This is a genomic window from Amycolatopsis sp. NPDC051128, from assembly GCF_040682715.1.
Taxonomy (GTDB): domain Bacteria; phylum Actinomycetota; class Actinomycetes; order Mycobacteriales; family Pseudonocardiaceae; genus Amycolatopsis.
In genome coordinates, this window is sequence record NZ_JBFBBN010000069.1 from 1 (window position 1) to 23,208 (window position 23,208).

Sequence of the window (23,208 nt, forward strand, 5' to 3'; positions counted from 1 at the left end):
ACCGACAGCAGCAGCAGCGCGCCGTTCGGTACACCCGCTGGCAGCGGCGGGTTCAACGTCGCGTTGTTGCCCGTGGTGAACGCGGCCGCGCCGAAGCGGGACACGTCGGCGGCGTCGATGGCGGTCACGCGGTAGGTGTTCGGGACGCCGGCCGCGAACTCGTAGTCGTCGAGCTTGCCCACGCCGCCGCTCAGGCCGACCTTGTCGCCGCCGCGCACGGTGGTCCAGGTGATGCCGTTGGTGGAGCGCTCGACGAGTGCGTAGTCAGCGTCGGTGCTCAGGCCGGTGAACTCCACCCGCACACGGCCGAGGTCGTCGAGGTAGGTCGTGGTGGTGGTCATCGCATCCCCCCGGTGCCGGCGGCGACGGCGCGGCGGGTCTGGCGGCCGGCGTCGTCGAGGTCGATTCGGATGCGCTCCTGGATCCCCTTGCCGAGGTCCACCGTCAGCTCGATCACCCGCGGTCCGCCGAAGGTCTGCGCGTTCGACACCACGCGCCCGGTCTGGCCGGGCACGAACAGTTCGGGGCCGCGCTCGCCGACGATGTAGGGCCGGCCGCCGCGGGCGGTGCCGCCCTTGGCCAGGTACGGAATGTGCGGAATCGCGGGGATGCCGACCACGCCGGAGATGTTGTTGATCCCGTCGATCGCGCCGTTCAGCAGGCGGATCGCGCCGTTCAGCGCGCCCTTCAGGCCGTTGCCGATGCCGGACCAGATCCCGGAGAAGAAGGACCCGACGCCGGACCACACGCCCTTGATGAACCCCCACGCGTCGTTGAACCGGTCACAGACCCAGTTCATCGCGGTCGTCACACCGCCCGTGATTCCGTTCCACACGCCGGAGAACCAGCCTGTGACGCCGGACCACACACCCTTGATCCAGTTCCACGCGTCGACGAGCCGCTGCCAGATCCATTGCGCAGCAACGGTCACGGCGTCCTTGACGATGTTCCACAGGTTCACGAAGAACTCGGCGATCGGGTCCCAATACGTGATGATCAGCGCCACGATCGCGATCAGCGCGGCAATCGCGAGCACGACCAGGCCGATAGGGTTGGCGTTCAGGGCGATGTTGAGCGCCCACTGCGCGGCCGCCCACACCCCGAGGGCGATCACGAGTGGCGTGATCCAGCTGGTGTTCTGTGCGATGAAGTTCGCGATGTTCGCGAGCACGGGCGCCAGGAAGTTGATCACCGGCACCAGGATGTTGCCGATGGTCGTCGCCAGGTTGGCGAACGCCGAGGCCAGCGGCGGGATTGCCGGGGCCACCGCAGCCAGCAAGGCACCAAGCACTTTGGACACCACGCCAGCCACGGTGTTGAGCGCCTGGAAGAACTTCACCAGGGTTTCGTGTCCCTCGGCGGAGTCGAGGAACGTGCGCACGGTCGCCAGCAGGGGGCCGAGGAATCCGAGGGTGCCGCCGCCGGCATCCTGGATCGCCCCGCTGACCGAGTTGATGATGCCCACCACGTCGCCGACGACGGCGAAGAAGGATTGAAACCCCGCGATCGCGCCGCGGATCCACTGCTCCAGCTCGCCTGAGTCGGCGAAGCGCTGTACCGCCGCGTTGAACTTCTCGCCGGCCGCGCCGAGTCCGCCGGACAGCTGCACGAGGATCGGCATCGCGACGGCGCCGATCCGGAGGAACGCTGCGGTCACTGGCGCCAGGAACGCACCGATGTTCTGGATCACCCGCGCCGTGCCGGACAGCAGCGTGTTGACCTGCTCGGTGCCCTTCGCGGACGCGACAACGCCGGTGACCTTGGTCGCCACGCCGCCCATCGCGGTCGCGATCTGCTGAAACCCGCTCGTCGTCTTCGGCAACAGCCCTTGAAGGTTCCGCACCGCGGGCAACAGCGCCGATTCGAAGCTCGACGACACCGCGGCCTTGAGCGAGGTCAGCTGCGGGTTCAGCTGGGCGAACGCGCGCTTGGCCCCGTCGGCGCCGAGCTTGGCCGCGATCATCGCGCCGGCGAGCGCGAACCCGCCGGCGACCGCGAGCGGCAGCAGGCCGGCCGCGGCGATGATGCCGTTGATGGCGACGGGCAGCAGGTTCGCGACCGACGCCGCCGACGCGGCCTTGGACGCCAGGTTCATCACGCCGCGCGCGGCGTTGCCGACACCAGCGGCGAAGTCGTTCAGTGCCTTGCTGCGCTTCTTGGCGTCGTCGGCCAGCGACTTCATTTCGGCCTTGGCGACCGCGGCCGCGGCGACCAGGCCGGCGCTGGACCCGTCGAACTTGATCTTTACGGTGCGTTCGCCGAGGGCCATCACGTACCGCCCTGGGAGAACTCGCTCAGCACGTCGTCGACCGCGGCGTGCCACTCACGCGAGATGGTGGGTGCCTCGGCCTCGACGAGCGGGAAGAACGCGTACGCCTGCTGCCCGGCGTGCGGCCGGTACTGACGGCCGGCCGCCGAGGCGTAGCGGGCGGCGGAGAACCAGCCGCTCCGGCCGTTCATGCCGAACAGTGAGCCGAACAACATCCCCCAGGCGGGCGCCCGGTGGCGGCCGAGCTTGCGGGTGCCGCCGATCTGGATCGCCGGCACCCGGTCGCGGACGGCCTTGACCGTGGTCGCCAGGTTCGGTCCCTGCGGTCCACCGTGGGCGGACACGTCCACCACGGCCTTGACCGCGAGCTTGCGGGCCAGCGCCTGCGAGTGGTCCCGGATCGCCTTCTGGGCCGACTTCGGCAGCACGGAGAACGCGCGCAGGATCTCCCGCACACCGTCGATGCGCACCGTCACGACGAGCGTGGACTTCGCCATCGTGGTGCACCTCCTCGCGCCTTATCCGGACATCTGGGCGGAGCCGAATCGGCTCGGGCCTTCACCTGGCCCCGAGGTCTTTCCCCTGGCCTGCTTCTCGGCTTGTTCGAGATGCCACGCCATGGTGGTGATCGATCGTTCGTCGAGTCGTTCGATGTACTGCGGCGCAATGCCTGTAGCTACCGCGATCCCCAGGACCGTGTAGCTCAGGGAGCCGCGGGGGTAGGGCCCGGCGGCTCCGCGTCTTCGAGCGGCAGCACGTCGAAGGTCTTTTCGAACTCTCCGAGCTTCGCCGGCGTGTCCTTCGGGTGGAGGAGTTTCATCACCAGGTGCGCGAGCTGGTAGAGCGTGGCCATCGACACCTCGTCCTCGAACTGCGAGAACTTGACGCCGGTGGCGCGCTCGAACAGCAGGAAGTGCCGTGGCTTGACGACCACCTCGGCGTCGAACCCGCTGTCACCGGTGATCTGAAACGTGATCATGTACGTGCCTCCTAATAGGACAGAACGGAACGCTTGATGTCGGCCGGGGTGCCGGTGTAGTCGACGAACGCGCGGCCAGCGTTCGCGTTGCCGTCGGGGAATCCGAAGGTGCCCGTGTGGATCGGGCCGATCGCCCGCGTGACGCCGCCGGCGAGCGGGACCACCAGGTCCTCGACGGCGAGGCCGTCGAACGTGGCCTGCGACTGGACGGTGACCTGCGCCAGCGAGCCGCCGGTGTTGGACACCAGCAGGAACACCGACGCGCCGGTGTCGATGATGTCGCCGTCCACGTTCGGGGACGCCGCGGTCGGGATGGTCCCGGCGCGGGTGATCTTCTGTGTGGTGACGGACTGGCGTGCCATGTCGTAGATCTCCCTTACGGCCGCGAGAACACGGGGTCGTCGATGCACATGAACGTGATCTCGGTCATCTCCTGGTCGCCCCGGTCGCCACCGACCGGCGCCGGCTGAACCAGCACCTGCCCGTTCCACCGCACGTGTTCGGCGGGGATGTCGGGGTGGTGGTCGAGCTGGAAATCCGCGACCACGCCGCGGTTGTTCCAGCAGAAGTCCTCGAACCCGCCGACCACCCATTTGCTGTAGGTCTTCAGCTGCAGCGTGGGTTCCGCGTCGGTCTCGGCGATCGTGACGCCGTCCGGACAGTAGCTGCGCAGCCGGTCGCCGTCCTGGATCCCGGGGTCCAGGTTCCAGCTCGACAGCTGGCACTCGACCGACACCGTGCCGATCGTGAGGTTCAGCAGCTTCAGCCGCCGAGCGGTGAGAGCGCCCATCGGTTCCTCCTCCTACAAACCCACGTCGACCGTGAGGGCGTACGTGGGGAGCTGTGTTCCGCCCTGCTGCAGCAGGCCCGGAGATGCCGAGGCGACCGCGAACAGCGGGTCAGCCTCGATCGCGTCCACCACCGGCTCGACGAGCTCGAAGAGCCGGGTGGTGGCGTACTCGTCGAACGGCACGACGAGGTGCACAACGAACGTGGCGTCAGTCGGTGCGGAACCGCCGAACGTGCCCCACGTCAACGTCGGCGGAGTGATGACCGCGCCGACGCCCAGCACCGTGGCGCCGGGGTCCTCATACACCTGGCCGTCCAGCTGCCCAACCGTGACGAGCGCGGCCTTCAGCGCGGCAACGGCGTCCTGAATCCGGGTGCTCATGCGAACACCGGCCCTCGGAAGCGACCGATGCACAGCAGCCGCTCGATGTCGGGATCGAACGACGGAACCCGCGCCGAGCCCATCTCGCCCATGTCCACCAGCGCCTCGGGAGAACGCCGGCGGGTGAACCACCGCCCGGCCAGCCGGAGCGTGCCGAGCACGAGATCCGCGTCCGGGATCTTGGCGTCGGGCAGCGGGTTCGGTCGATAGTCCACATCGGACCGAACCCGCTGCACGAACGTGACCGCCGCATCAAGGTTCGCCTGAAGCACGACATCGTCCCCGGTGCCGGGGACCTTCATGTCCGCCTTCAGGTCCGCCAACGGCGGCGGCCACGTCACCACGATCAGCTCGCCGCGGTGACGGTCTGGATCGAGATGCTGCCCGGGTTGCGGACCAGCGTCCCGACGTAGCCCCACAGGCCCATCCGGACGAACGCCGGGCCGCCGGCCTGCTCGTAGGTGAAGTCCACGGTCTCGGACTCGGCGAGGATGACCGCCTGGCGGCGGAGCACGGCGTACTTCTCGGCGTAGGCCGTCGGCACGCCGGAGCTCGCCACCGCGTCCACACCCTCGATGTCACCCACCAAGCGGTTGTCCAGCGCGCCAGTGGCGTTCTGCGGGCCGTAGCGGGACACCGGCATGAGCGGCCGGTTGTTGTTGTCCTTCAGCTTGCGGAACGCGCCGAACCGGCGGTAGTTCATCACCGCGAGGTCGGCCGGGCCGCGCTGGTCGCCGGCGACTTCGGTCTGGGCGTCGATCACCGCGTCGATCGCCGCGGCGTTGGCCTTGAACGCGGCCTCGGTCGGGAACGTGGTCCCGGCCGCGGTACCACCGGCGAGGATCGCCGCGCACGTAAGGGCTTCCACCACCGCGTCCCACGCCGAGCGCAGGTCGCCGAAGATCAGCGAGTCGACGGCCGGGGTGGACGCGTCGAGCAGCTGGCGGGACACGTCCTGGTACGCGGCCTTGAACACCGGCGTCAGGGTGTCGACGTTCGAGGCGTAGCGGTCGGTGCCCCACCCGGCGTTGTTGGCGCCCTCGGTGGTCTGCGTGGTGATGTTGGCGTCCGTGCCGCCGGTCTGCTTGGACAGGATCAGCGGGCGCGGGTCCTGGCCGAGCGGGATGTGGCGGACCAGGTCCGCGACGATGCGGGTCTGGCGCGCGAGCGCCTGGTACTCGTCGAGCATCCACTTCGGCGGGACGATGCCGGTGCCGCCGGATGCCTGCGTGACGGCGCGCATGTGCTCGTCGAGCCGTCGCCGGGCTTCCTGGTCGCCGCTCTTCACGGCGCGGAAGTGGTCGCCGAAGAACGAGTGCTGTCCGCCCTCGGCGATCGAGCGGTAGTGCCCGGGGTCGCGGTCGCGGGTCGTGGTGCGGGACCGGGTCTGCTGGTCACCGCCGAGGTTCTGCGGCTCGCCACCCTGGCCGTCGCCCTGGCCGCCGGCGTCGAGCGACGCGGCGAGCTCGCCGACGCGGCGAGCGCGCACCTCGACGTTGGTCAGGGACTCGATCTGGTCGGTGAGGCCGGCGAGCTGGGTGGCCTGCTCGGTGACGGAGCGAAGCTCCTCTTCGGACAGGTCGCGGTTGCCCTCGGCGGCGCGCGTCTGCAGGCCCTCGATCGAGGCTCGCAGTGCGTCGTGCTGCTCACGCAACCGGACCAGGTACGGGTTCGGCATGGCGCCGTCCTCCGGGTTCTCGGAACGAATGGGGTTCCGCCCGAGAGGCCGGGGTGTCAGCTTCGGTGAGGGGCTGAGGTGTCGGCGTCCGCGTGTTCGAGTCGAGTGTAACCGATCAACGGCCGATAATGGTTACCGTGCTTTCTTGCCGTGGTGCGCGGCGTACAGCGCACGCCCGGCCGGGGTCGCCTGCATGATGTTCGTGGCCAGGCCATCCGCCGTCGACGCCGGCGCGCCTTCCTTCGCCAGCGCATCGCGCAGCGTCGTCCACGGGTCCGCGCTGGCCCCGTACCGGGCGAACCCTTCCGGCCCGGTCCAGTACGTCCACAGCGGCGAGCCGGGCCCATACTTCAGATTCGAGCCGCCATGCGCCGAGCGGGTCAGCAGCTCGGCGTCCGCGGACAACGTCGGCAGGCCGGCCACGATCTGCGCGAGCTCGGCGCGCCGGTCCACCGTGGACTGTGCGCGCACCGACGCGATCGCGGCCGCTTCGCCGTAGGCGCCGGCCATCACGATCGCGACCTCGGTCAGGGTCGCGGTTGCGCGCTCGATCACCCCGCCGGGGCGGGTGCGGTTCTGGCCCTCGCGGAACCCGATGGACAGCTCGGACAGCGCGCCGTCCTTGACGAGCTCCAGAGTCTCGTCGCCGGTCGGCGTCCGGGAGACGCGCCACTCGCCGTACAGGCCGGCCGCGTCGTCGCGCAACGTCGTCGCGACGCCGATCAGACGGCCGCCGTGCGGACCGTGGTCGCGCATGAACGGGACCCGGTGCGCGGCGCGCAGCTGCGCGTTGAACGCGCCCCGGGCGAACTGCTCGGTCAGCCTGCTGTCGATGTACTGCGGGCGTTCGTAGGGCACCGCGATGCCGCAAATCGTCCGGCCGTCCCCGGACGAGCGGACCTCCAGGTCCGGCATCCATTGCCGGGTGAGCACGTCAGCCGTCATTGCGGGCCACCTCCCGAAGATCCAGCCGGGTCACGAAGTGCAGGTTGCACAGCCGGGCGCCGGCCTCGAATTCGTGGCGCGGGCACTCCGGCGCGCTCTCCTCGAGGTCGCGCCCGATGCGGCACCACGCGAGCTCCGGCGCCTGGCCCTCGTCGAGCTCCGCCGGCGCGGCCGCGGCGGGCTGCTCGTCGGCGCCGGGCGGCAGGGCGATCTCCGGGCCGGCCTCGCCGACGACGGGCGCCGGGGTCGGCGTCTCCTCGGCGGCCGGTGTCTCGTCGGCGACGGCCGGCGTGGGCTTCGCGGCGGCCTTGCGGGCGGCGGGCTTGCGGGCGGTCATCACGCACTCTCCTTGCGGGTCGGAACGGGCTTGGCTTTCGACAGCGGGACGACAGCGCCCGGCTGCTGTTCTTCCTGCGGCTGTGGCGGCTGCGCCCGTGGCCGGTCGTCGATGCCCGCGACCGGCGGAAGGTCGTCTTCCTTCTTCCGGGCTTCCGAGGGCAGCAGGAACCCGGCGTCGATGCCGGTCTTGTACGCGCCGTAGCGGGCGACGGTGTCCGAGCGCAGGAACGCGTCCAGGTCCGCCCGGACCTGCGTGCCCCGCGGGTAAGCCAGGGACAGCGTCTGCTCGAACCGCGCGAGGTGCCCGCCGAGGGTGAACTTCAGCAGCTCGATCCCCTCGGACTCGGCCGTGCTGTACGTCATCGAGTCGCCCGTCGGCGCGCCGAGGAACCGCGGCGGCAACCCGAAGATGTTCGCCACCTCCAGCAGGCTGAACTTCCGGGCCTCGATCAGCTGCAGCTCTTCCGGGTTCCAGGCCAGCGGCGTGAACTCGGTGCCCGGTGCCAACGCGGCCACGGTCCGGTCCCGCTGCTTCTCCAGCCACAGGGCTTTCGCCTCGCGCAGCTGGTCCGGTGTCACGTCCGGGCTGGTCGCCTTCAGCACGCCGGTGGGGATGCCGTTGCCGTCGATGTTGCGCGCCTGGCGCGCGAGCTCGGCGGCCAGGTCGAGCGAGCCGTGCCCGTTCAGGTGCGCCTCCAGCACGCCGACGCCGCGCAGCGCGCCGGGTTCGCACAGGCCCTTGATGTGGATGATGTCGTGCGCGGCGAACGAGCGGCCGCCGATGCTGTACTCGATCGCGCCCTTCGGCAGCACGGAGTACGTCTGGCCGTCGACCCGACGCACACCGGTCTGCGTCGCCGGTACCGGCACGATCGCGGTGGGGACGCCGAGCGCGTTCCGTTCGGCGATCACGCCGATGGCGTTGCCGTGCAGCAGGTAGTCCACGGTCGCGTTGGACATCGTGGCCATCCGGATCTCTTCCGGGTTCGGTTGCTCGAGCAGGATCGGCCGCGGCGTGACCTTCTCGGCGAACTCGCGCCCGTGTGAGGTGTAGGCGTCGAACGGCAGTGAGCCGATCATGTCCGACAGCAGCGTGAGCGCGCGGCCCACGCCGGGGATGCCCATCGCGCGAATCAGTGCACCCCAGCCCCAGCCGCGGTCACCGAACACGCTGGTGTCCGGGCCGATGGTCCAGCCGTCAGAGACGAGCATCCGCAGCTGCTGCTCGGCGACGGCCGAGCGCAGGAACGTCTTCCCGAGTCCCATCTAGAGCCTCCCGGCTTCGCGGAGCACGCCGAGCGCGGCCGCGGCCAGGCCGCCGAGGATCAGGCCGGCGACGACGCCGAACACGGGCCCGGCGAGCTCGGTCACCAGCAGCACCAGGCCGGCCAGGACCATGAGCACACCAACGGCCTGCGCGTACGGTGGCCACACCTTGCGCAGCTGAGTCAGCAGTTCGTCCACAGTGGTCTCCTCACACCACGCCGAACCAGCCGGCGGGCTTCTCTTCGGGCAGGGTCCGCGCGAGGTGCACGGCACCGGCGGCGGCGTAGGTGGCATCGCAGTGCCCGGCGCCGCGGCGCACGAACACCCAGCTGTCTCCGCGGCGGCCCTTCTCGGTGCTGGCTACCTGCGCGTTCAGCAACGGGTCGTCGGAGTGCGCGATCTGGCCGTCGTCGACGAGCGCGGCGAACCCCGCGCACACCGCGGGCACGTCGGTGCGGATGCCCTCCACCTCGACGCCGTCCGGTGGCCAGTCGTCCTGGTCGTTGTCGTCGAGCTCGGCGGCGTAGGCGGCGGCCGGGCCGGACGGGAACCAGCCGATCCGGCGCGGGCCGACGCTGCGCACTACGGCGCGCAGCTCCTGGCGCATCTTCTTCATGTCCGTCCAGGCCTTGACGACCTCGACGCGAGCTCGCCCGTCGTCGAGGACAGCCGCGGCCGCGAGCGTCGCGTGTTTGCCGTCGATCGACACGTCAAAGCACAGCGCCACCCGGCCGCGCACTCTGCTGAGGTCGCCCGGGGCCAGACAGCCCTCCGGCGCCTCGGCGGTCCACTTCTCGGCGCTGATCGCCGGGTCGAGCATCGGGACCTTCATGCACAGAATCTCGGTCAGGTACCCGGTCAGCTCCTCGCCTCCGGCGGCCTCCGCGCGCCGGGCGTCGCCGAGCAGGCCGGCGGGGTCGATCCGGCGGCCAAGGTTCGGGTTTGCCGCGGCGAGCGCCTGCGGGTCGGTGGCGCGCGAGCCGTCCGGCGCGGACCACTCGAACAGCCCCAGCCGCTCCTCCGAGGCCGGGTCACCGGCGGTGCCGGCCTCGACCGCGGCGAGCGCGGACTTGCGCAGCGAGTTGAGCACGACGGCGCGGTGGTCGCCCTGGTTGGAGATGAGCCACGCCTGCGCGTCCGGGACGGCGTTCATCGCGGGCATCGCGGCGTTGTACGCGGACCAGTCGTGATGTTCGCGCAGCTCGTCGGCGATCAGCCGGTCAAGCGTGAGGGACCGGCCGCCGCGCCGGTTCGACGCGGCGATCTTGTACCGGCCTTTGTAGATGGTCCGGATGAACTGTTCGCCGTTGGCCTCACGGATTTTCTGGATGTCCTCGGCGAGCTCCGGCACCGCTTCGGCGATGTCCTTGGCCTTCTCCCACGACTCTTTCGCGTAGTCGAGGTTCGTGGACGTGCCGAGCACCAACCGCACCTGCTCGATGAACAGCCAGAACAGCGACAGCACCACGAGCAGGTGCGTCTTCCCGTTCTGGCGCGCGACCAGCACCAGCACGGTGCGGAACCGTGGCCGGCCGTCGGGCAGCAGCTCGCCAGCGTGGATGACGAGCCATTCCTGCCACGGGTCCAGCGGCATCGCGATCACGTCGCGCGCGAAGTCGATCACGTCGAACCCGTAGGTGGTGTCCGGCGTCAGCTCACGGAGTGGCGGAGTCCAGAGCCTCGGCTCCGTACGACCGAGCAGCGCGGCGGGCGCGGAGCTCGTCCCGGGCGGTTCGAGCAGGGCTGTCAACCTGTGCACCCCCCTTCGGCAAGATCGCCTTGCGGGCGGCCGGCGTCGCGCCGAGCTCGACGAGCACGCTTGTCAGCTTTCCGGCGAGCTCGGCCAGGGTTCGGCCGGATTCCTCCCGGTCGATCGCGGAACCGAGCCGAAGCGCCAGGGCGACGGCGGCCTGGTCCTCCTCGTCGAGGTCGAGCGCTTCCACGGTCGAGCGCACGGCGGCCAACACCTCGCCCTGCTCGGCGTCGTCGACCTCGGACGCGGTCACCGCGGGCCCCGCGGGGTGGCGTGGGGGCCCGGGGAGAGAGAGAACACAAGGGCGTGGATGTCCGGGGCCGCTGGGCCTCCCAAAAAACCGCAGGTCAGGGGCTTGTCCACTGCGGACGCCCATTTATGCAGGTCAGAGGCTTGCACGGTCACCACCTGGTCATGGGTCGGGGCGCCGGGTCGGGCGCGCGGGTGGGGTCGCCGGCCTGCTGGTTGCACAGCCGGTGCGCGGCCTGCAGCTGGGCTGGGTCGTCGCCGTACGCCTTGCCCTCGGCGTGGTGGACCTGAGCGGACTGTGGGTGGGGGTTGTGCAGCTGCGGGTTGATCGGCTTGCCGCACAGCTGGCAGATCCACTGGTCGCGGTCCAGCACGGCGCGCCGGATGCGGCGCCACTGGCGGGTAGACCCACCGACCCATGCGTGCGACATGCACGCATTCTAACCATCTAACCGGGTTAGCTGGTTAGGGTCTCGACTGAGTGATCTTGCGGGGTTCGACGGGCGACCTGCCCGGCGTTCACTCAAGACTTGCTGATGATCTTGCGCAAACAGCCCGGCGAGACCCGGGAGGAGTTCATTCGTCGTGTGGTCGACACCGCACCGCCGCTCAGCGACTCCGCGATGGCTGTGATCCGCCGGCTCTTGCCGCCGGTGCGAGCCGATCGCGACCAGGACCGCCCTGTACGTCGAGGCAAGCCGTGACGCCAGAGCAGCGATCGATGGTGGCACGCATTGCCAATTACACGCGTTGGGCGAACTGTGACGACCGGACCGCCGCAACCGAGCCGGCGCGACGCGGATTCGAGGATCGGTGGATGAGGCAAGTCGATCCGGACGGCCTGTTGCCGCACGATGAACGGGTGAAGCGGGCAGATGCGCTTCGGAAGGCTCATTTCCTGCGGATGGCGTTCCTGTCGGCGAAGGCCCGCGCTCGCAAGCGAGGGAAGCCATGACAGAGCGATCGCGAGGGATCGAGTGCCGCCCTGGCGAGTCCGAAGAGGACTTCATCGCCCGCATCGTCGCCACCTCGGGCACCCCGGACGCCGAGCTCGCCGCCGAGCTACGGCACCTGCTGCCGCCGGTACCTCGAACCAATGAGCGATGAAACCCGAGCAATTACGCGCGCGGGCCAGGGCGGTCGCCGCAGAGGCACCATCACTGGCCGATTGGCAGCGCGACCGGTTGGCTGTTCTGTTGGCGCCGATGCGTGAGCACATCGCGCATCGGCGCCAACAGCCACCTCATCCGATGCGAGACAGGTAGGGGCGCCACGGCAGCTCGAGCTCGCCCATGCGGCCGAAGCGGTTTTTCGCGATATCGATGGTCAGCATCCCGTTGAACTCGCCCTCGTCGTCGAATTGGCGGGCCAGCAGGATCACGGCGTCGGCGTCCTGCTCGATGCTCCCGGACTCGCGCAGGTCCGACAGCCCGGCCTTGCCGCGCGCGACCGCGTTCCGGTTCAGCTGCGCCGGGACGACCACCGCGCAATCGAGCTCCCGGGACAGCTGCTTGAGCCCGCGGGAAATCGCCGACACCTGCTGTTCGCGCGGCATCCGACGGTCGCCGTTGAGCAGCTGCAGGTAATCGATCACGACCACGTCCAGGCCGCCACGGCGCTTGAGCGCGCGGCACTGCGCGGCGATGTAGCCGAGCGTCAGATCCGGCTTTTCGTTGATCGTGAGCGGGAAGTCCTGCGCGCGAGCCCGGTACTCGTTGAAGTTGCGCCACGAGTGCTCGGACAGCTCGCGGCGGGTGATCTCGCCCATCTCGACGGTGGCACCATTGGACACGATCCGGCCGGCGACCTCCAGTCGTCCCATCTCGACGGAGAAGATCGCGGCCGGGTGGCCGAGGCTCGCGGCGTGCTCGGCGATCTGGTGCGCGGCGATCGACTTACCCTCGCCGGGCCGCGCGCCCACGATGATCATGCGGCCCATGTGCAGGCCACCCGAGAACCGCTCGTTCAGCTCCTCCCACGGCGTCGGCACAAACCGGTAGGACTCCGGGCTGCGCAGCGCGGCGTCCAGCTCGGTGAGCACGTCCCGGAACGTCCGGGTGTGCTCGTCCTGGCCGAGCTCGGCGGTATCGAGCTTGCCCAGCTCCTCGTGAGCCGCGGCGAGCGCAGCCGAGCCGTCGGCGGCCGCCATCGTCCGTTGCTGGATCCGCACGGTCGCCTCGACGACGCGCCGGAGCGCACCGCAGCGGGTGACCTCGGCGAGCGCGTGCGGGAAGTCCGCCGGGGCCGGGACGGCGCCAAGGAACCGAGCCAGTGTGCGCTCGGCGAGCTCGCCGGCGGTGTCGGCGGCCGCGGCGACGGTGCGCGCGGTGACCGGCTTGCCCTCGGCGTACAGCCGCTGCGCGGCCTCCCAGAGTCCGCCGTACGCGGCCACCGAGAAGTCGGCTGGCTGCACACGAGCCAGGGCTTCCTCGCGCATCTCCCGGGCGGTGATCGTGGTCAGCAGGCTGACCAGGTAGCCCTCTTCGGCGAGCGGGCGCAGCTGCGCCAGTGCCTCGGCGGCCAGGTTCGGCACCGGGTACTGCTCGTCGTCGGCGGTCACGGGGTTGCCTCCCGGGCGTCGATGAGGTGGCCACGCTGGTAGGCACGGGCGTCGGCGGCGCACTCAGGGAGGCGCCACCAGCCGGTGTTGCCGAGCCCATCGTGGTCGGGCGAGACGACGTGCTCGAGGTAGACGGCGCCGGGCAGGATGCACGGCTGACGGTGGCTCACGTTGGCGCAGTGGTGCGACTTGCGCGCCTGGCGGACGGTCGTGTGGTTCACGCGGCGGCCGCCTGCGCCAGCTTCGCCATCGCGGCGTCGCGGTGATCCTCGATCCACAACCGCGCCGAGGTCCGCCAGAACACCGCGATGGCGTCCTTCCCCTCGACGTGCACGGGCAAGTCCGGACGCTCGTACCGCTCGCCGAGCACGCGGGCCACGGCGACGGCGTCAGCGGCCTGCCAGCGGTCCCGCAGCCAGTCTGCAGGGTTCCCGGTCGGCTTCGGTGCCTGCGCGACCACAGGGCCGTTCAGCTCGTCGTCCCAACACCCGTTGTTGAGCCACGTCGTCGGGATCTTGATCTTCTCCCGCTCCCGGCCGACCTGGGCGACGTACGCCGCGTACCGTCGAGCGCCCGCGATGATCGTGGCGGCGTCGATGCCGCCCTTGACGGCCTGGCCGAACTTGACCCGGGCGCCCTTCTTCGCCTCCCGCCGGGGGTAAGCCGCCCAGAACTCGGCGAACGCCTTGTCGACCGCCCTGGTGCTCATCGCGTCCGACCGGCGACGGTTGGACGAAACGGAACCAACTACGGAAGGTGACTTACCCCCTTCCCCTACCCCTTCCCCTACCCCGCAGCTTTTTTCCGGCCGTTCACTTTTTTTCTGAACGGCGTTCCCGTCCGATGTGGAATTTCCACTCTGGACAGTCGCCGGCGTCGGCGCGGCGGCGTCCGGATCCAGCTCGGCGGCCGCCCGGTTGGCGTCGTCGGTGCCGACCTTGCGCAGCTCGGCGGCCAGGACGCGGCGCAGCACGTCGGACTGCACCTGCTGCGCCACCTTCAGGGCGTTCTTGAACACCTTGCCGTTGCTGGACACGCCGTCGTTGCGCATGAACGTGCGCACCAGCAGCTCGCCGGTGTCCTCGTCGAGCACGACGTACCGCTTCGCTGCCAGGCTCGACAGCGCGGCCTCGACGCGTTCGAGCGTCATGTCCGCTGACAGCCGCGACCACGGGCCGGGGGTGTAGGCGATCACCCCGGCGTTCGAGATCGTGGCCTGCGACAGCAGGGCCTTGTACATCCACTGTTCGTCCGTCACCAGGCCGCGGAACTCCGCGTCCCGCCAGATGCGGCACAAGATGCGTGCGTGTTCGCGCGCCATCACGCCACCCTTTCCAAGATCATGTTTCGCACGGACCAGCGGACCCACCGCTGACCGGCCTGGTATTCCACCGACCGGCCGAGCGCGTCGACGCGCTGCAGCAGCGCGGCGCACTCGGCGGGGTCCGGGTCGGTGTCGAGGAGATCGCCGAGCGCGGCGAGAGTCGCCATCAGCTCGGCGTACGCGGGGTCCTCGGCCCCGTACTTCTCGGCGTCGGCACGGGCGGCCGCGGTCGCGCCGGTGATGTCCACCGGCCCGACCGCGACCAGCTGCAGCACGCCGTCCACAGCGGACTCAGCCACCAGCGCCGCCCGGCGCGCCGAGCAGGCCGGCCGCGGCCGACTCGTCGCCGAACTCGCGCAGCACGTCGTACACGCTCGGGTTCCGGCCCAGCTTCACGCGCACGGTGTCCGTGCGCGCCCAGCCGCGGCGCATCTCCTCGGCGGTGATCACCGGCCCGGACTGCGCGGCGATACGCCGGGCGATCTCCGCGGCCGGGATGCCCGAGCAGATCGCCACGGCGTCCCCGTCCATCGCTTCCCCATGGCCCGGGATGCGCCGGAAGTGCCGGGCGTGCAACGCGAAGTCCGACGCGTCGCGGTACACGAAGTCACCCACGATCGGCCTCCTCGGGCTCGGCGGCGTGCTCGCGGACGAGCCGGTACAGCTCGACGGCTACGGCCTCGTCGTGCGCCTTCAGCGCCTCCGTGGACGGGTCTTGGCGGCCGAGGAGGTAGAGCTGTTCGCCGACGCGCATGTGCAGCTCCTGCACGTCCGGGCCCAGCTGGTCCCACGACTGCAGGCCGGCGCCGACCTGGTCGTCACTCTCCCTCGCCCACGCGGTCGCGATCACACGCACCGCCTCGCCGAGCTGCGCGCGATCGAGCCGGAGCCCGGTGCCGGACGGAGCCAAGCCGTCCGACGCCGGGTAGCCAACGGCCGCGAGCGCAGCTCGTACGGCCTTGTCGACCACCTTGCACATCGCGTCCACCGGGTCGGCGGCTTTGTTCGCCTCGACCATCGCGGCCAGCGGCACGGCCTCGTCGACCGCGACCCACACCGGGTGGTCGCAGTGGTCCAGGTCCATGGATTCGGTCATGCCGCACCCCCGAATGCTCGACGGTGCCACGCGCGCCCCTCGTCGGTGGCTTCCCAGACCACCCAGTCCGAGCCGCGGTGACGCCGGATCCGGCCGGAGTCGACGACGTACCCGGCTTCGGCCAGCTCGCCGCGCCGGGGCCGCACACTGTTGGGCAGGATCCGGAGGTCCCGGGCGATCTCGAAGTCAGTCGAGCCGTTGCCCTCGACGATGAACCGCAGGATCGCGCCGCGCTGGTTGCCGGTGCGCGGCTCGACGAGTCGGGCCGCGCGCGCCGAGGTCGCCGCCGGGTCCGCCGACACCTTGCCCTCGGCGTCCGCGGTCACCTGGGCGTCCCGGACGGCGGCCATGTCGCCGAGGTGCCGGACGTAGCCCAGCACCTCGGCCTCAACGGCGGCGATCGCGTCGAGCGCGCGCATCCGGCCATCCCGGGCGGCCTCGGCGAAGTGCACCGTGCGGTTGACGAGCTCGGCCGGGTGCATCGGCGGCGTGGCCCCCGAGGAGGTCGGAGCCATGCCGTTCGGAGTGGACAGAACCTGGTCAGTCACGCGACACCCCGCCGTCGATCAAGTCCGCGGCCGCAGTCAGCTGGGCGGCGAGCGCACGCGCGGCGTCCGCGCTGAACCAGCCGTCCTGACTGTCACCCTCGCCGTCCTCGACACTGAGGCACACCGATTGTGCGGCGTCTTCCTCATTGGCCCACGCCGTCGCCGACGCGTTCGCCGGGGCGTCGCCCGGCATCCGCGGCACGCCCTCGATGTACTCGGTGTGCGCCATGCAGCAGTGCGTGTCCGTGTCGGGGCGGTCGCACCAGGCAGCGTGCTGGAACAGCCGGTCCGCCTCCGTGCTCGCGGCGCGGTAGGCCTCCTCGATGGCGGCCACGTTGTCGGGCCGGATGCTCGCGTCATCGTGGGCAGCACGCATCGCGCGCAGAGCGGCCCCGAACGCCGACGCGCGGCGAGAAGCATCCGCGAGCGGCGAGAGCATGGCTGTCTTGGTCGACACGGTCGGTGTCGTGTCCGCGGTCACGGTCATGCCACACCCACGATCCGGCGCATGGCGTCGCCAACCTCGGCGACCGTGGAGAAGTCGCCAGCCTCGACCCGGGCGAACAGCGCGCCCAGCTCGGTCACCTGGCGGTCCGACTCGCCGACGGCGTCCAGCTCGGCGACGAACTCGGCGGCGTCGGCCTGGCGGGCGGCGTCGAGCAGCTGCGCGGCGAGGGCGCGCGCGGTCGCGGGCTCCAGCCACGCTTCGGCGAACACGTCTTCGGCGGGCTCGTCCTCGACGTACGGGTGCTCGATCACGATCGCCACGCGCTGCTCGCGGGTGTCTTCCTCAGACCAGGCGATCGCCTGCGCGGTAGCGGGCAGGCCCCGCACCGAGTACGCGACGCCAGGCAGTGCCGGGGCCGAGCTGGTGCACGGGTGCGCCCCGGCCTCGGGGTGGTCGCAGAACGGCGCGTGCACGAACGCGGCGTCGCGCTCGGCGATCGCGGCCAACAGCCGCTCTGCGTACTCCTCGTTCGGCTGGACTCGGCCAGATGGGTGATTAGCGCAGCCTAAGGACGCGCTACCCTGCTCTCGCATGCAGGTTCCTTCCTGTGTGCTCAGTGAGGCGGGCCGCTCGCCGGGACCGGCAAGTTCGAGCGGGCGGCTCGTCCTGGGGATTTGCGTTGAGGTCGTCATGCTGACCTCCGCACCTTCGCGGGCTTCTCGCCCTTGATGTAGCGGTCCAGGTCCTCCTGATAGATCCGCCAGGGGCAGTTCACCCCGCGCTGGTAGCCGACGCATTCGCCGCGCTGCAGCGCTTTCAACATGGTCTTCCGGTGGACGCGCGCGTAGGCGGCGGCCTCGTTGAGCGTCAGCGGCCTGACGAGGGTTTCGGACAAGGAGTCCTCCCAGTTTCGTTCAGTGGGCCAAGATCGCCCGAAGGATGCCTAAGCTACCCACAAGACTCCCATCCCTGCAAGGACCCTCGAACACGTGGTCCCCTGGCCTGACCTGGGTTACTTTCGAGTAGTCACCCAATTGGGTGACACTACCTGCCTAGAGTTACATGCATGTAGTTACCCAAGACTCCTAGACACTCCTACATGTCACCAGGCACCATTAGGGTGTGACGATGCAGGCGAACGGCAAAGACAGCCAGGGCGACCCGGGGAGCGAGCCGCCCCGCTCAGCCCTGCGCGAAGCCGCAGTGCAGTACGCACATCACGCAATCACCGCCACGGAGTACGACGAGTTGCTTGGCGGGATAATCCGCCAGGAGCGAATAGCGCGAGGCCTCACAGCCGAGGCAGCAGCAGAAAGAGCCGAACTTGCATATAAGACGTATTTACGTGTCGAAAATGGCAAGAAGGTCCGCTACTTGACGTGGCAACACATCGAGAACCTATTTTACCTTCAACCCGGCACACTTCTATCCGCACGCGCTAAGACTAAGCCGGCCGAAGAAGTCGAAAGAGTTTTGAGTTCGACTCGCGACAGAGAGGATAGTACTTCTCCGCAAAATCTGTCTCGGACAGCGCTCGAACCACCAGTAGCATATGGATTGACTCCCTATGGAATTGCTCCGCGCGAGATTCCCCTGCGAGAAATCCCCCTACGTGACCGCCTGACCGGCCTAGGCCTAGACGACCTCCGTCGGCTCCGGGACATGGTCGAGGGCGCGATATATACCATGCAGCGCTCTGTCATCGAAGAAGAGTTGGCAGCGGCCGCCGCTGAAGTAACCGTAGCTCGCAGGGCTGCACAACATGCTCAGGACGCAGTCAACAGCATCGTTAGCTCCTTTAGCCGGGCAGATACGGAGGCGCGGATACGACTTGCCGAATGGAGCGCGGAGCAGGTAAGCGCTGGGATCAAAAACGCGGAGATTCCTCCAGAAATCCAAGAACTGCTAGCCAAAGTCGATGAACTGCGCACGACTCTTGACGAAGCGCGCATGCAGACAAGATTTGCAGCTGATCGTTACAACACTGCGAGAGCACATTACGAGATGCTTCGCCATTCGGCAGAGGTCGGCGCCGAGAAGGCCGAGCAGTACAGAAAAGAACAGGAGAATTGATGCCTAGCGTCGAGAAGCTCCCGAGCGGTAGATACCGCGGCCTGTACCGCGACGCGAACGGCGAGCGGCAGCGCGTGCCAGGCACGTTCGACAGGAAATCCGACGCGAAGGATGCCGCGGTCGAGGCCGAGGGCAAGGCGAAGCGCCAAGCGGCGTCGAAGTCGGACAAGCTCTCCCCGAAAACCGGGTGGGGTGACTGGTGGGACGCCATCGTGGTTGACCGACAGTTCGCGTCCGACACGCCAAGGAACGAGGCGAACCACGTCCGGAAGTACGTCCGGCCACAGTGGGGCAGCACGCCGCTCGTGAAGCTCGAGCAGCCGGAGATTCAGGCGTGGGTGGACTCGCTCAGCCGGTTGGGACTCAAGCCGCGGACTGTGCGCCGGATTTACGGCGTGTTCCGCGTGTCCATCTCGATCGCGGTCGAACGGAAGATCCTGACCGCCGACCCGTGCGCCGGCGTGAAGCTGCCCCGCATCGTGAAGAAGCCGAAGATCTACATCGAGCCCACCGACGTGGCCGAGCTGGGCGACGAACTCAAGCAACCCTGGCGCGACGCGATCGAATTCATGCTCGAAACCGGGATGCGGCCCGGCGAGCTGGCCGGCCTCCACGCCCACCGCGTCAGCACCCGCGCCCGCCGGGTCACCGTGAACGAGGTCTACGTCTTCAAGTCGAAGTTCATCCGCGAGTGGCCGAAGGACGACGAAGTGCGCGTCGTGCCGCTCACGTCGAAGGCGGAGGAGATCTACAACCGCCGGACCGCGAACCGCGACCTGAAGACGGGCTGCGGCGTGCCACACTTCGGCGGCACACCGTGCACACACGCCCTGGTCTTCACTGTCAACGGTCGCCCGCTGTCGCCCAACTCTCTCGGAGAGGCGCTGTCGATCGCCGCGGGCCGCGCTGGGGTCGACCACAAGACGCCGTATGGGGCTCGCCGTGGCTACGCCACTCGCCTCGCCGAGGCCGGCATTGACGCCTTCCTGCTCGCCGATCTGCTCGGGCACAGTGACCTGTCGATCACGCGCGAGTACGTCCAGCAGACCCAGGCCGCTCAGGGCCGGGTGCTCGCCGCGCTCGGCGAGTCTCAGCCGCTCAAGGCTGTGGGACCGCGTGGGACGGACCGTGGGACGGACCGCGACAACCAAGAGTTCCCAGAGGCTCCCGAAGGGGCTTCCGAAGAGACCGCCTGACCTGGGACAATACGCCCCAGAGACTCCTATTAACTCCACACCGCTCCGGAACACGTCATCCCAGGTCGCAACATCAGGGGAACATCAGGGACCATCCCGGATGTCGCGCAGCCGCGTGTGCCGCATGCTCTTCGGTATGAGTGGTGCGAGCGAAACTCGGGCGCCGAAGCCGGGTCCGTTGAACGGCTTCGAGGAGACCGTGAAGGACTTCTGGGTCAGCCGGCCGCGGCGGCCGCACGCCGGCCGGAAGCTGGCCGGGGTGGCCGCCGCGATCGGGCAGCGGTACGGGATCGACCCGGTGGTGGTGCGGGTCGCGCTGGTGGTGGCGACGATCTTCGGTGGCTTCGGGGTGCCGTTCTACCTGCTGGGGTGGCTGTTCCTGCCGGGCGAGAGCGATGAGGTGTCGGGCTTCGAAAGCCTGATCGGACGCGGCCGGTCGTCGGTGTCGCCGGCGTTCGCCGTCGTGCTGATGGTCCTCACCGTCATCGGCGCGGGGGGCGCCTTCGGCGGCTCGTGGTTCGACGGCGGGGGTCTCATCAGCTTCGCGCTCATCACCGCCTCCCTGTACCTGCTGCACCGCAGCCGCGGCCAGGAGAACCGGCCGGTCCCGGTCTTCGCGCGGTCGTCCTACCCGGCCTTCACCGGAAACGGAGCCTTCACCATGACCGACACCGCGACCGCCGAGGCGAAGTCGCCGTCGCAGGGCTGGGATCCCCTGGCCGCCGATCCGGCGGGCTGGGACCTGCCCGACGCGCCGCCCGTCCAGGAGCCGCCGCGGCCCACCCCGCCGCCGTCCTACGGAGCGCCGCAGCGACGCCACCGGTCGAAGGTGGGTTCGGCGACGTTCGCGCTCGCCGTCCTGACCGCCGGCGGCGGGGTGCTGGCGAACCTCAACGGCGCTACCTGGTTCTCCGCGCAGCACGTCATCGGCCTGGTCCTCGGCGTAGTCGGGATCGGCCTGGTCGCCGGGGCGTTCGCCCGCGGCGGGCGGGGCCTGATCGGGCTCGCGGTGCCGCTGGCGATCGCCGGGATGATCCTGACGACGGCGCCGTTCCAGAACTTCGACTTCCGCGGCGGCGCCGGGGATCTCACGGTGACTCCGCGCGCGGTGACCGACCTGAAGCCGCTCTACCAGCACGCGGCCGGCGACATCGACCTCGACCTGACCAAGCTGCCTGCCGGAGCCCCGATCACGACCAACGTGGTCAACGGCGCGGGCGACACCACGGTCATCGTGCCGGAGACGGCGGACGTCACCTACGACTGCCACACCGGCGCCGGCTCCATGGCGTGCTTCGACCGCACGACGGACGGCATCAGCCAGGAAGCCCTGAGCGGGACCGACTACGGCACCGACGGCGTCGGCGGCCAGAAGATCACCCTGCACGTCTCGAACAGTGTGGGCAACGTGGAGGTGCGGCGTGACTGACCAGAACCCATACGCCTACGACAACGCGACGGACACCCGGCCCGCCCGGCGCGGGGTGGACTTCTTCACCCTGATCGTCGGGATCGCGACCCTGCTGGTGTCGGTGTACGTCCTCTCGGACGGCGCGAGCTGGCTGCCCCGGTTCGACTTCCGCTGGGTGATCGCCGGCGGCGCGGTGTTCGTGGGGCTGATGCTCCTCGGCGCGTCGTTCGGCGGCAAGCGCCGCCGCTGAGCCGAAACTCTCGAGGCCCCGGATTCCACGCCGGGGCCTCGAGTCGTGACCAAGGGGTCATTCCCACTCGATGGTGCCCGGCGGCTTGGACGTGACGTCCAGTACCACCCGGTTGACCTCCGCGACCTCGTTGGTGATGCGGGTCGAGATCCGCTCGAGGACGTCGTAGGGCAGGCGCGTCCAGTCCGCGGTCATCGCGTCCTCCGACGACACCGGGCGCAGCACCACCGGGTGCCCGTACGTCCGGCCGTCACCCTGGACGCCGACGCTGCGGACGTCGGCGAGCAGCACCACCGGGCACTGCCAGATGCTGCGGTCCAGCCCGGCCGCCGTCAGCTCCTCACGCGCGATCAGGTCGGCCGCGCGCAGTGTGTCGAGGCGCTCCTGGTCGACCGCGCCGATGATGCGGATGCCCAGGCCGGGGCCGGGGAACGGCTGGCGTTGCACGATCGTCTCGGGCAGGCCCAGCTCCGTGCCGACCTTGCGGACCTCGTCCTTGAACAGCAGCCGCAGCGGCTCGACCAGCTCGAACTGCAGGTCGTCCGGCAGCCCGCCGACGTTGTGGTGGCTCTTGATGTTCGCCGTGCCCTCGCCGCCGCCGGACTCGACGACGTCCGGGTACAGCGTGCCCTGGACCAGGAACCGGTAGTCGCCCGCGGCCTTGAGGTCGCGCTCGGCCTGCTCGAACACGCGGATGAACTCGCGGCCGATGATCTTGCGCTTCTGCTCCGGGTCGGTGACGCCGGCCAGCGCGTCGAGGAAGCGTTGCCGCGCGTCGATGGTCACGAGGTTGACGCCGGTGGCGGAGACGAAGTCCTGCTCGACCTGGGTCCGCTCGCCCGCGCGCAGCAGGCCGTGGTCGACGAACACGCAGGTCAGCCGGTCGCCGATAGCGCGCTGCACCAGCGCGGCCGCGACGGCGGAGTCGACGCCGCCGGACAGGCCGCAGATCGCGCGGCCGTCGCCGATCTGCTCGCTGATCCGCTTGACCTGCTCCTCGACGATCGACGACGTCGTCCACTGCGGCTCGATGCCGGCGATGTCGTGCAGGAACCGGCGCAGGACCTCCTTGCCGTGCGGCGAGTGCGCGACCTCCGGGTGGTACTGGACGCCGGCGAAGCGGCGCTTGACGTCTTCGAAGCCGGCGACCTGGGCGCCGTCGGACGACGCGGTGACGACCGCGCCCTCCGGGGCCTTGGTGACGCTGTCGTTGTGGCTCATCCAGGCGGGCTGGTGCGCGGGCAGGCCGGCGTGCAGGACACCGCCGTCACCGGTCACGCGGACCTCGGTGCGGCCGAACTCGCGGACGCCGGTCGGCTCGACGACGCCGCCGAGCGCGCTGGCGAGCAGCTGGTGGCCGTAGCAGATGCCGAGCATCGGCACGCCCGCTTCGGTGAGCTTCGGGTCCATGCCCGGCGCGCCTTCGGCGTACACGCTCGAGGGGCCGCCGGAGAGGATGATCGCCGCGGGGTTCTTCGCGAGGATCTCTTCGGTGGACGCGCTGTGCGGGACGACCTCCGAGTAGATCTGTGCCTCGCGGACGCGCCGGGCGATCAGCTGCGCGTACTGCGCCCCGAAGTCCACGACGAGAACCGGACCGGTGGGGTTGGGCACCTGGCGCCTCCAGACGAGAAGTGGGGTTCCCCGCCATCG

Annotated in this window: 33 protein-coding genes; 6 read left to right on the forward strand and 27 right to left on the reverse strand. The window is 69.8% G+C overall.

Annotated features, from left to right (window positions below):
• From AB0M82_RS41715 to AB0M82_RS41790, 16 genes are all read right to left on the reverse strand, one after another.
• Positions 1–341: hypothetical protein (locus AB0M82_RS41715; protein WP_364734611.1), on the reverse strand; the 341-nt coding region annotated here is incomplete at its 3' end.
• A complete protein-coding gene (locus tag AB0M82_RS41720; protein ID WP_364734613.1) occupies positions 338–2,269 on the reverse strand; it encodes a hypothetical protein in 1,932 nt (643 codons plus the stop codon). The genes AB0M82_RS41715 and AB0M82_RS41720, both read right to left, overlap by 4 nt.
• Positions 2,269–2,766, reverse strand: coding sequence for a hypothetical protein (locus AB0M82_RS41725; RefSeq protein ID WP_364734615.1), 498 nt, complete (start codon positions 2,764–2,766; stop codon positions 2,269–2,271). The genes AB0M82_RS41720 and AB0M82_RS41725 overlap by 1 nt, the downstream gene beginning before the upstream one ends.
• A 206-nt stretch (positions 2,767–2,972) precedes the next feature.
• Positions 2,973–3,248, reverse strand: a complete 276-nt coding sequence (locus tag AB0M82_RS41730; protein ID WP_364734617.1) for a hypothetical protein — start codon at positions 3,246–3,248, stop codon at positions 2,973–2,975.
• Between the two features lie 11 nt (positions 3,249–3,259).
• Positions 3,260–3,610 carry a hypothetical protein gene (locus AB0M82_RS41735; protein ID WP_364734619.1) on the reverse strand — a complete coding sequence of 117 codons (351 nt, stop codon included), beginning with the start codon at positions 3,608–3,610 and terminating at the stop codon, positions 3,260–3,262.
• A 14-nt stretch (positions 3,611–3,624) separates the two neighbouring features.
• A complete protein-coding gene (locus AB0M82_RS41740) occupies positions 3,625–4,038 on the reverse strand; it encodes a hypothetical protein (RefSeq protein ID WP_364734621.1) in 414 nt (137 codons plus the stop codon).
• Positions 4,039–4,050: 12 nt separating this feature from the next.
• On the reverse strand, positions 4,051–4,419 hold the full coding sequence (locus tag AB0M82_RS41745; protein WP_364734623.1) for a hypothetical protein: 369 nt from the start codon (positions 4,417–4,419) through the stop codon (positions 4,051–4,053).
• Complete coding sequence (locus tag AB0M82_RS41750; protein WP_364734625.1) at positions 4,416–4,763, reverse strand: hypothetical protein; 348 nt, start codon at positions 4,761–4,763, stop codon at positions 4,416–4,418. The genes AB0M82_RS41745 and AB0M82_RS41750 overlap by 4 nt, the downstream gene beginning before the upstream one ends.
• Positions 4,764–4,765: 2 nt before the next feature.
• On the reverse strand, positions 4,766–6,097 hold the full coding sequence (locus AB0M82_RS41755) for a phage major capsid protein (RefSeq protein WP_364734626.1): 1,332 nt from the start codon (positions 6,095–6,097) through the stop codon (positions 4,766–4,768).
• A gap of 132 nt (positions 6,098–6,229) precedes the next feature.
• Positions 6,230–7,042 (reverse strand): HK97 family phage prohead protease, encoded by an 813-nt coding sequence (locus AB0M82_RS41760; protein WP_364734628.1) that lies wholly within the window; start codon positions 7,040–7,042, stop codon positions 6,230–6,232.
• Positions 7,032–7,379, reverse strand: coding sequence for a hypothetical protein (locus AB0M82_RS41765; RefSeq protein ID WP_364734630.1), 348 nt, complete (start codon positions 7,377–7,379; stop codon positions 7,032–7,034). Before AB0M82_RS41765 ends, AB0M82_RS41760 begins: the two co-directional genes overlap by 11 nt.
• Positions 7,379–8,647 carry a phage portal protein gene (locus AB0M82_RS41770; protein WP_364734632.1) on the reverse strand — a complete coding sequence of 423 codons (1,269 nt, stop codon included), beginning with the start codon at positions 8,645–8,647 and terminating at the stop codon, positions 7,379–7,381. The genes AB0M82_RS41765 and AB0M82_RS41770 overlap by 1 nt, the downstream gene beginning before the upstream one ends.
• Positions 8,648–8,845 carry a hypothetical protein gene (locus AB0M82_RS41775; protein WP_364734634.1) on the reverse strand — a complete coding sequence of 66 codons (198 nt, stop codon included), beginning with the start codon at positions 8,843–8,845 and terminating at the stop codon, positions 8,648–8,650.
• A gap of 10 nt (positions 8,846–8,855) precedes the next feature.
• Positions 8,856–10,397, reverse strand: a complete 1,542-nt coding sequence (locus AB0M82_RS41780; protein WP_364734636.1) for a terminase — start codon at positions 10,395–10,397, stop codon at positions 8,856–8,858.
• Positions 10,303–10,653 carry a hypothetical protein gene (locus tag AB0M82_RS41785; protein WP_364734638.1) on the reverse strand — a complete coding sequence of 117 codons (351 nt, stop codon included), beginning with the start codon at positions 10,651–10,653 and terminating at the stop codon, positions 10,303–10,305. The genes AB0M82_RS41780 and AB0M82_RS41785 overlap by 95 nt, the downstream gene beginning before the upstream one ends.
• 148 nt (positions 10,654–10,801) lie before the next feature.
• Positions 10,802–11,080: an HNH endonuclease gene (locus tag AB0M82_RS41790; RefSeq protein WP_364734640.1), complete on the reverse strand. Its 279-nt coding sequence runs from the start codon at positions 11,078–11,080 to the stop codon at positions 10,802–10,804.
• 99 nt (positions 11,081–11,179) lie between these two features.
• Here AB0M82_RS41790 and AB0M82_RS41795 point away from each other — a divergent pair, with 99 nt between their 5' ends.
• Positions 11,180–11,353, forward strand: coding sequence for a hypothetical protein (locus AB0M82_RS41795; protein WP_364734642.1), 174 nt, complete (start codon positions 11,180–11,182; stop codon positions 11,351–11,353).
• 247 nt (positions 11,354–11,600) lie between these two features.
• Positions 11,601–11,756 carry a hypothetical protein gene (locus AB0M82_RS41800; RefSeq protein WP_364734644.1) on the forward strand — a complete coding sequence of 52 codons (156 nt, stop codon included), beginning with the start codon at positions 11,601–11,603 and terminating at the stop codon, positions 11,754–11,756.
• Positions 11,757–11,892: 136 nt separating this feature from the next.
• Here the strand turns inward: AB0M82_RS41800 and AB0M82_RS41805 are convergent, their stop codons facing one another.
• The 10 genes from AB0M82_RS41805 to AB0M82_RS41850 form a co-directional block, all read right to left on the reverse strand.
• Positions 11,893–13,209, reverse strand: coding sequence for a DnaB-like helicase C-terminal domain-containing protein (locus AB0M82_RS41805; RefSeq protein ID WP_364734646.1), 1,317 nt, complete (start codon positions 13,207–13,209; stop codon positions 11,893–11,895).
• Entirely contained in the window at positions 13,206–13,430 is a 225-nt protein-coding gene (locus tag AB0M82_RS41810) for a hypothetical protein (protein WP_364734648.1), read from the reverse strand. Before AB0M82_RS41810 ends, AB0M82_RS41805 begins: the two co-directional genes overlap by 4 nt.
• Complete coding sequence (locus tag AB0M82_RS41815) at positions 13,427–14,530, reverse strand: hypothetical protein (RefSeq protein WP_364734650.1); 1,104 nt, start codon at positions 14,528–14,530, stop codon at positions 13,427–13,429. Before AB0M82_RS41815 ends, AB0M82_RS41810 begins: the two co-directional genes overlap by 4 nt.
• Positions 14,530–14,832 carry a hypothetical protein gene (locus tag AB0M82_RS41820; protein ID WP_364734652.1) on the reverse strand — a complete coding sequence of 101 codons (303 nt, stop codon included), beginning with the start codon at positions 14,830–14,832 and terminating at the stop codon, positions 14,530–14,532. The genes AB0M82_RS41815 and AB0M82_RS41820 overlap by 1 nt, the downstream gene beginning before the upstream one ends.
• Positions 14,825–15,148 carry a hypothetical protein gene (locus AB0M82_RS41825; RefSeq protein WP_364734654.1) on the reverse strand — a complete coding sequence of 108 codons (324 nt, stop codon included), beginning with the start codon at positions 15,146–15,148 and terminating at the stop codon, positions 14,825–14,827. Before AB0M82_RS41825 ends, AB0M82_RS41820 begins: the two co-directional genes overlap by 8 nt.
• On the reverse strand, positions 15,141–15,629 hold the full coding sequence (locus tag AB0M82_RS41830; protein WP_364734656.1) for a hypothetical protein: 489 nt from the start codon (positions 15,627–15,629) through the stop codon (positions 15,141–15,143). The genes AB0M82_RS41825 and AB0M82_RS41830 overlap by 8 nt, the downstream gene beginning before the upstream one ends.
• Complete coding sequence (locus AB0M82_RS41835) at positions 15,626–16,177, reverse strand: hypothetical protein (RefSeq protein WP_364734658.1); 552 nt, start codon at positions 16,175–16,177, stop codon at positions 15,626–15,628. Before AB0M82_RS41835 ends, AB0M82_RS41830 begins: the two co-directional genes overlap by 4 nt.
• Positions 16,170–16,664, reverse strand: a complete 495-nt coding sequence (locus tag AB0M82_RS41840; protein ID WP_364734660.1) for a hypothetical protein — start codon at positions 16,662–16,664, stop codon at positions 16,170–16,172. Before AB0M82_RS41840 ends, AB0M82_RS41835 begins: the two co-directional genes overlap by 8 nt.
• Positions 16,661–17,131, reverse strand: a complete 471-nt coding sequence (locus AB0M82_RS41845; RefSeq protein WP_364734662.1) for a hypothetical protein — start codon at positions 17,129–17,131, stop codon at positions 16,661–16,663. The genes AB0M82_RS41840 and AB0M82_RS41845 overlap by 4 nt, the downstream gene beginning before the upstream one ends.
• A gap of 182 nt (positions 17,132–17,313) precedes the next feature.
• Entirely contained in the window at positions 17,314–17,520 is a 207-nt protein-coding gene (locus AB0M82_RS41850) for a helix-turn-helix domain-containing protein (protein ID WP_364734664.1), read from the reverse strand.
• 227 nt (positions 17,521–17,747) lie between these two features.
• Here AB0M82_RS41850 and AB0M82_RS41855 point away from each other — a divergent pair, with 227 nt between their 5' ends.
• The 4 genes from AB0M82_RS41855 (at position 17,748) to AB0M82_RS41870 (ending at position 21,555) form a co-directional block, all read left to right on the forward strand.
• Positions 17,748–18,698 carry a hypothetical protein gene (locus tag AB0M82_RS41855; protein WP_364734666.1) on the forward strand — a complete coding sequence of 317 codons (951 nt, stop codon included), beginning with the start codon at positions 17,748–17,750 and terminating at the stop codon, positions 18,696–18,698.
• Positions 18,698–19,894, forward strand: a complete 1,197-nt coding sequence (locus AB0M82_RS41860; protein ID WP_364734668.1) for a site-specific integrase — start codon at positions 18,698–18,700, stop codon at positions 19,892–19,894. The genes AB0M82_RS41855 and AB0M82_RS41860 overlap by 1 nt, the downstream gene beginning before the upstream one ends.
• Positions 19,895–20,030: 136 nt before the next feature.
• Positions 20,031–21,323, forward strand: a complete 1,293-nt coding sequence (locus AB0M82_RS41865) for a PspC domain-containing protein (protein WP_364734670.1) — start codon at positions 20,031–20,033, stop codon at positions 21,321–21,323.
• The gene (locus tag AB0M82_RS41870; protein WP_364734672.1) at positions 21,316–21,555 is read left to right on the forward strand and encodes a hypothetical protein; all 240 of its coding nucleotides are present in this window, start codon (positions 21,316–21,318) and stop codon (positions 21,553–21,555) included. The genes AB0M82_RS41865 and AB0M82_RS41870 overlap by 8 nt, the downstream gene beginning before the upstream one ends.
• A gap of 57 nt (positions 21,556–21,612) precedes the next feature.
• Here AB0M82_RS41870 and guaA read toward each other — a convergent pair whose 3' ends face one another.
• On the reverse strand, positions 21,613–23,169 hold the full coding sequence (gene guaA / locus AB0M82_RS41875; RefSeq protein ID WP_364734674.1) for a glutamine-hydrolyzing GMP synthase: 1,557 nt from the start codon (positions 23,167–23,169) through the stop codon (positions 21,613–21,615).
• Positions 23,170–23,208 lie beyond the last annotated feature (39 nt).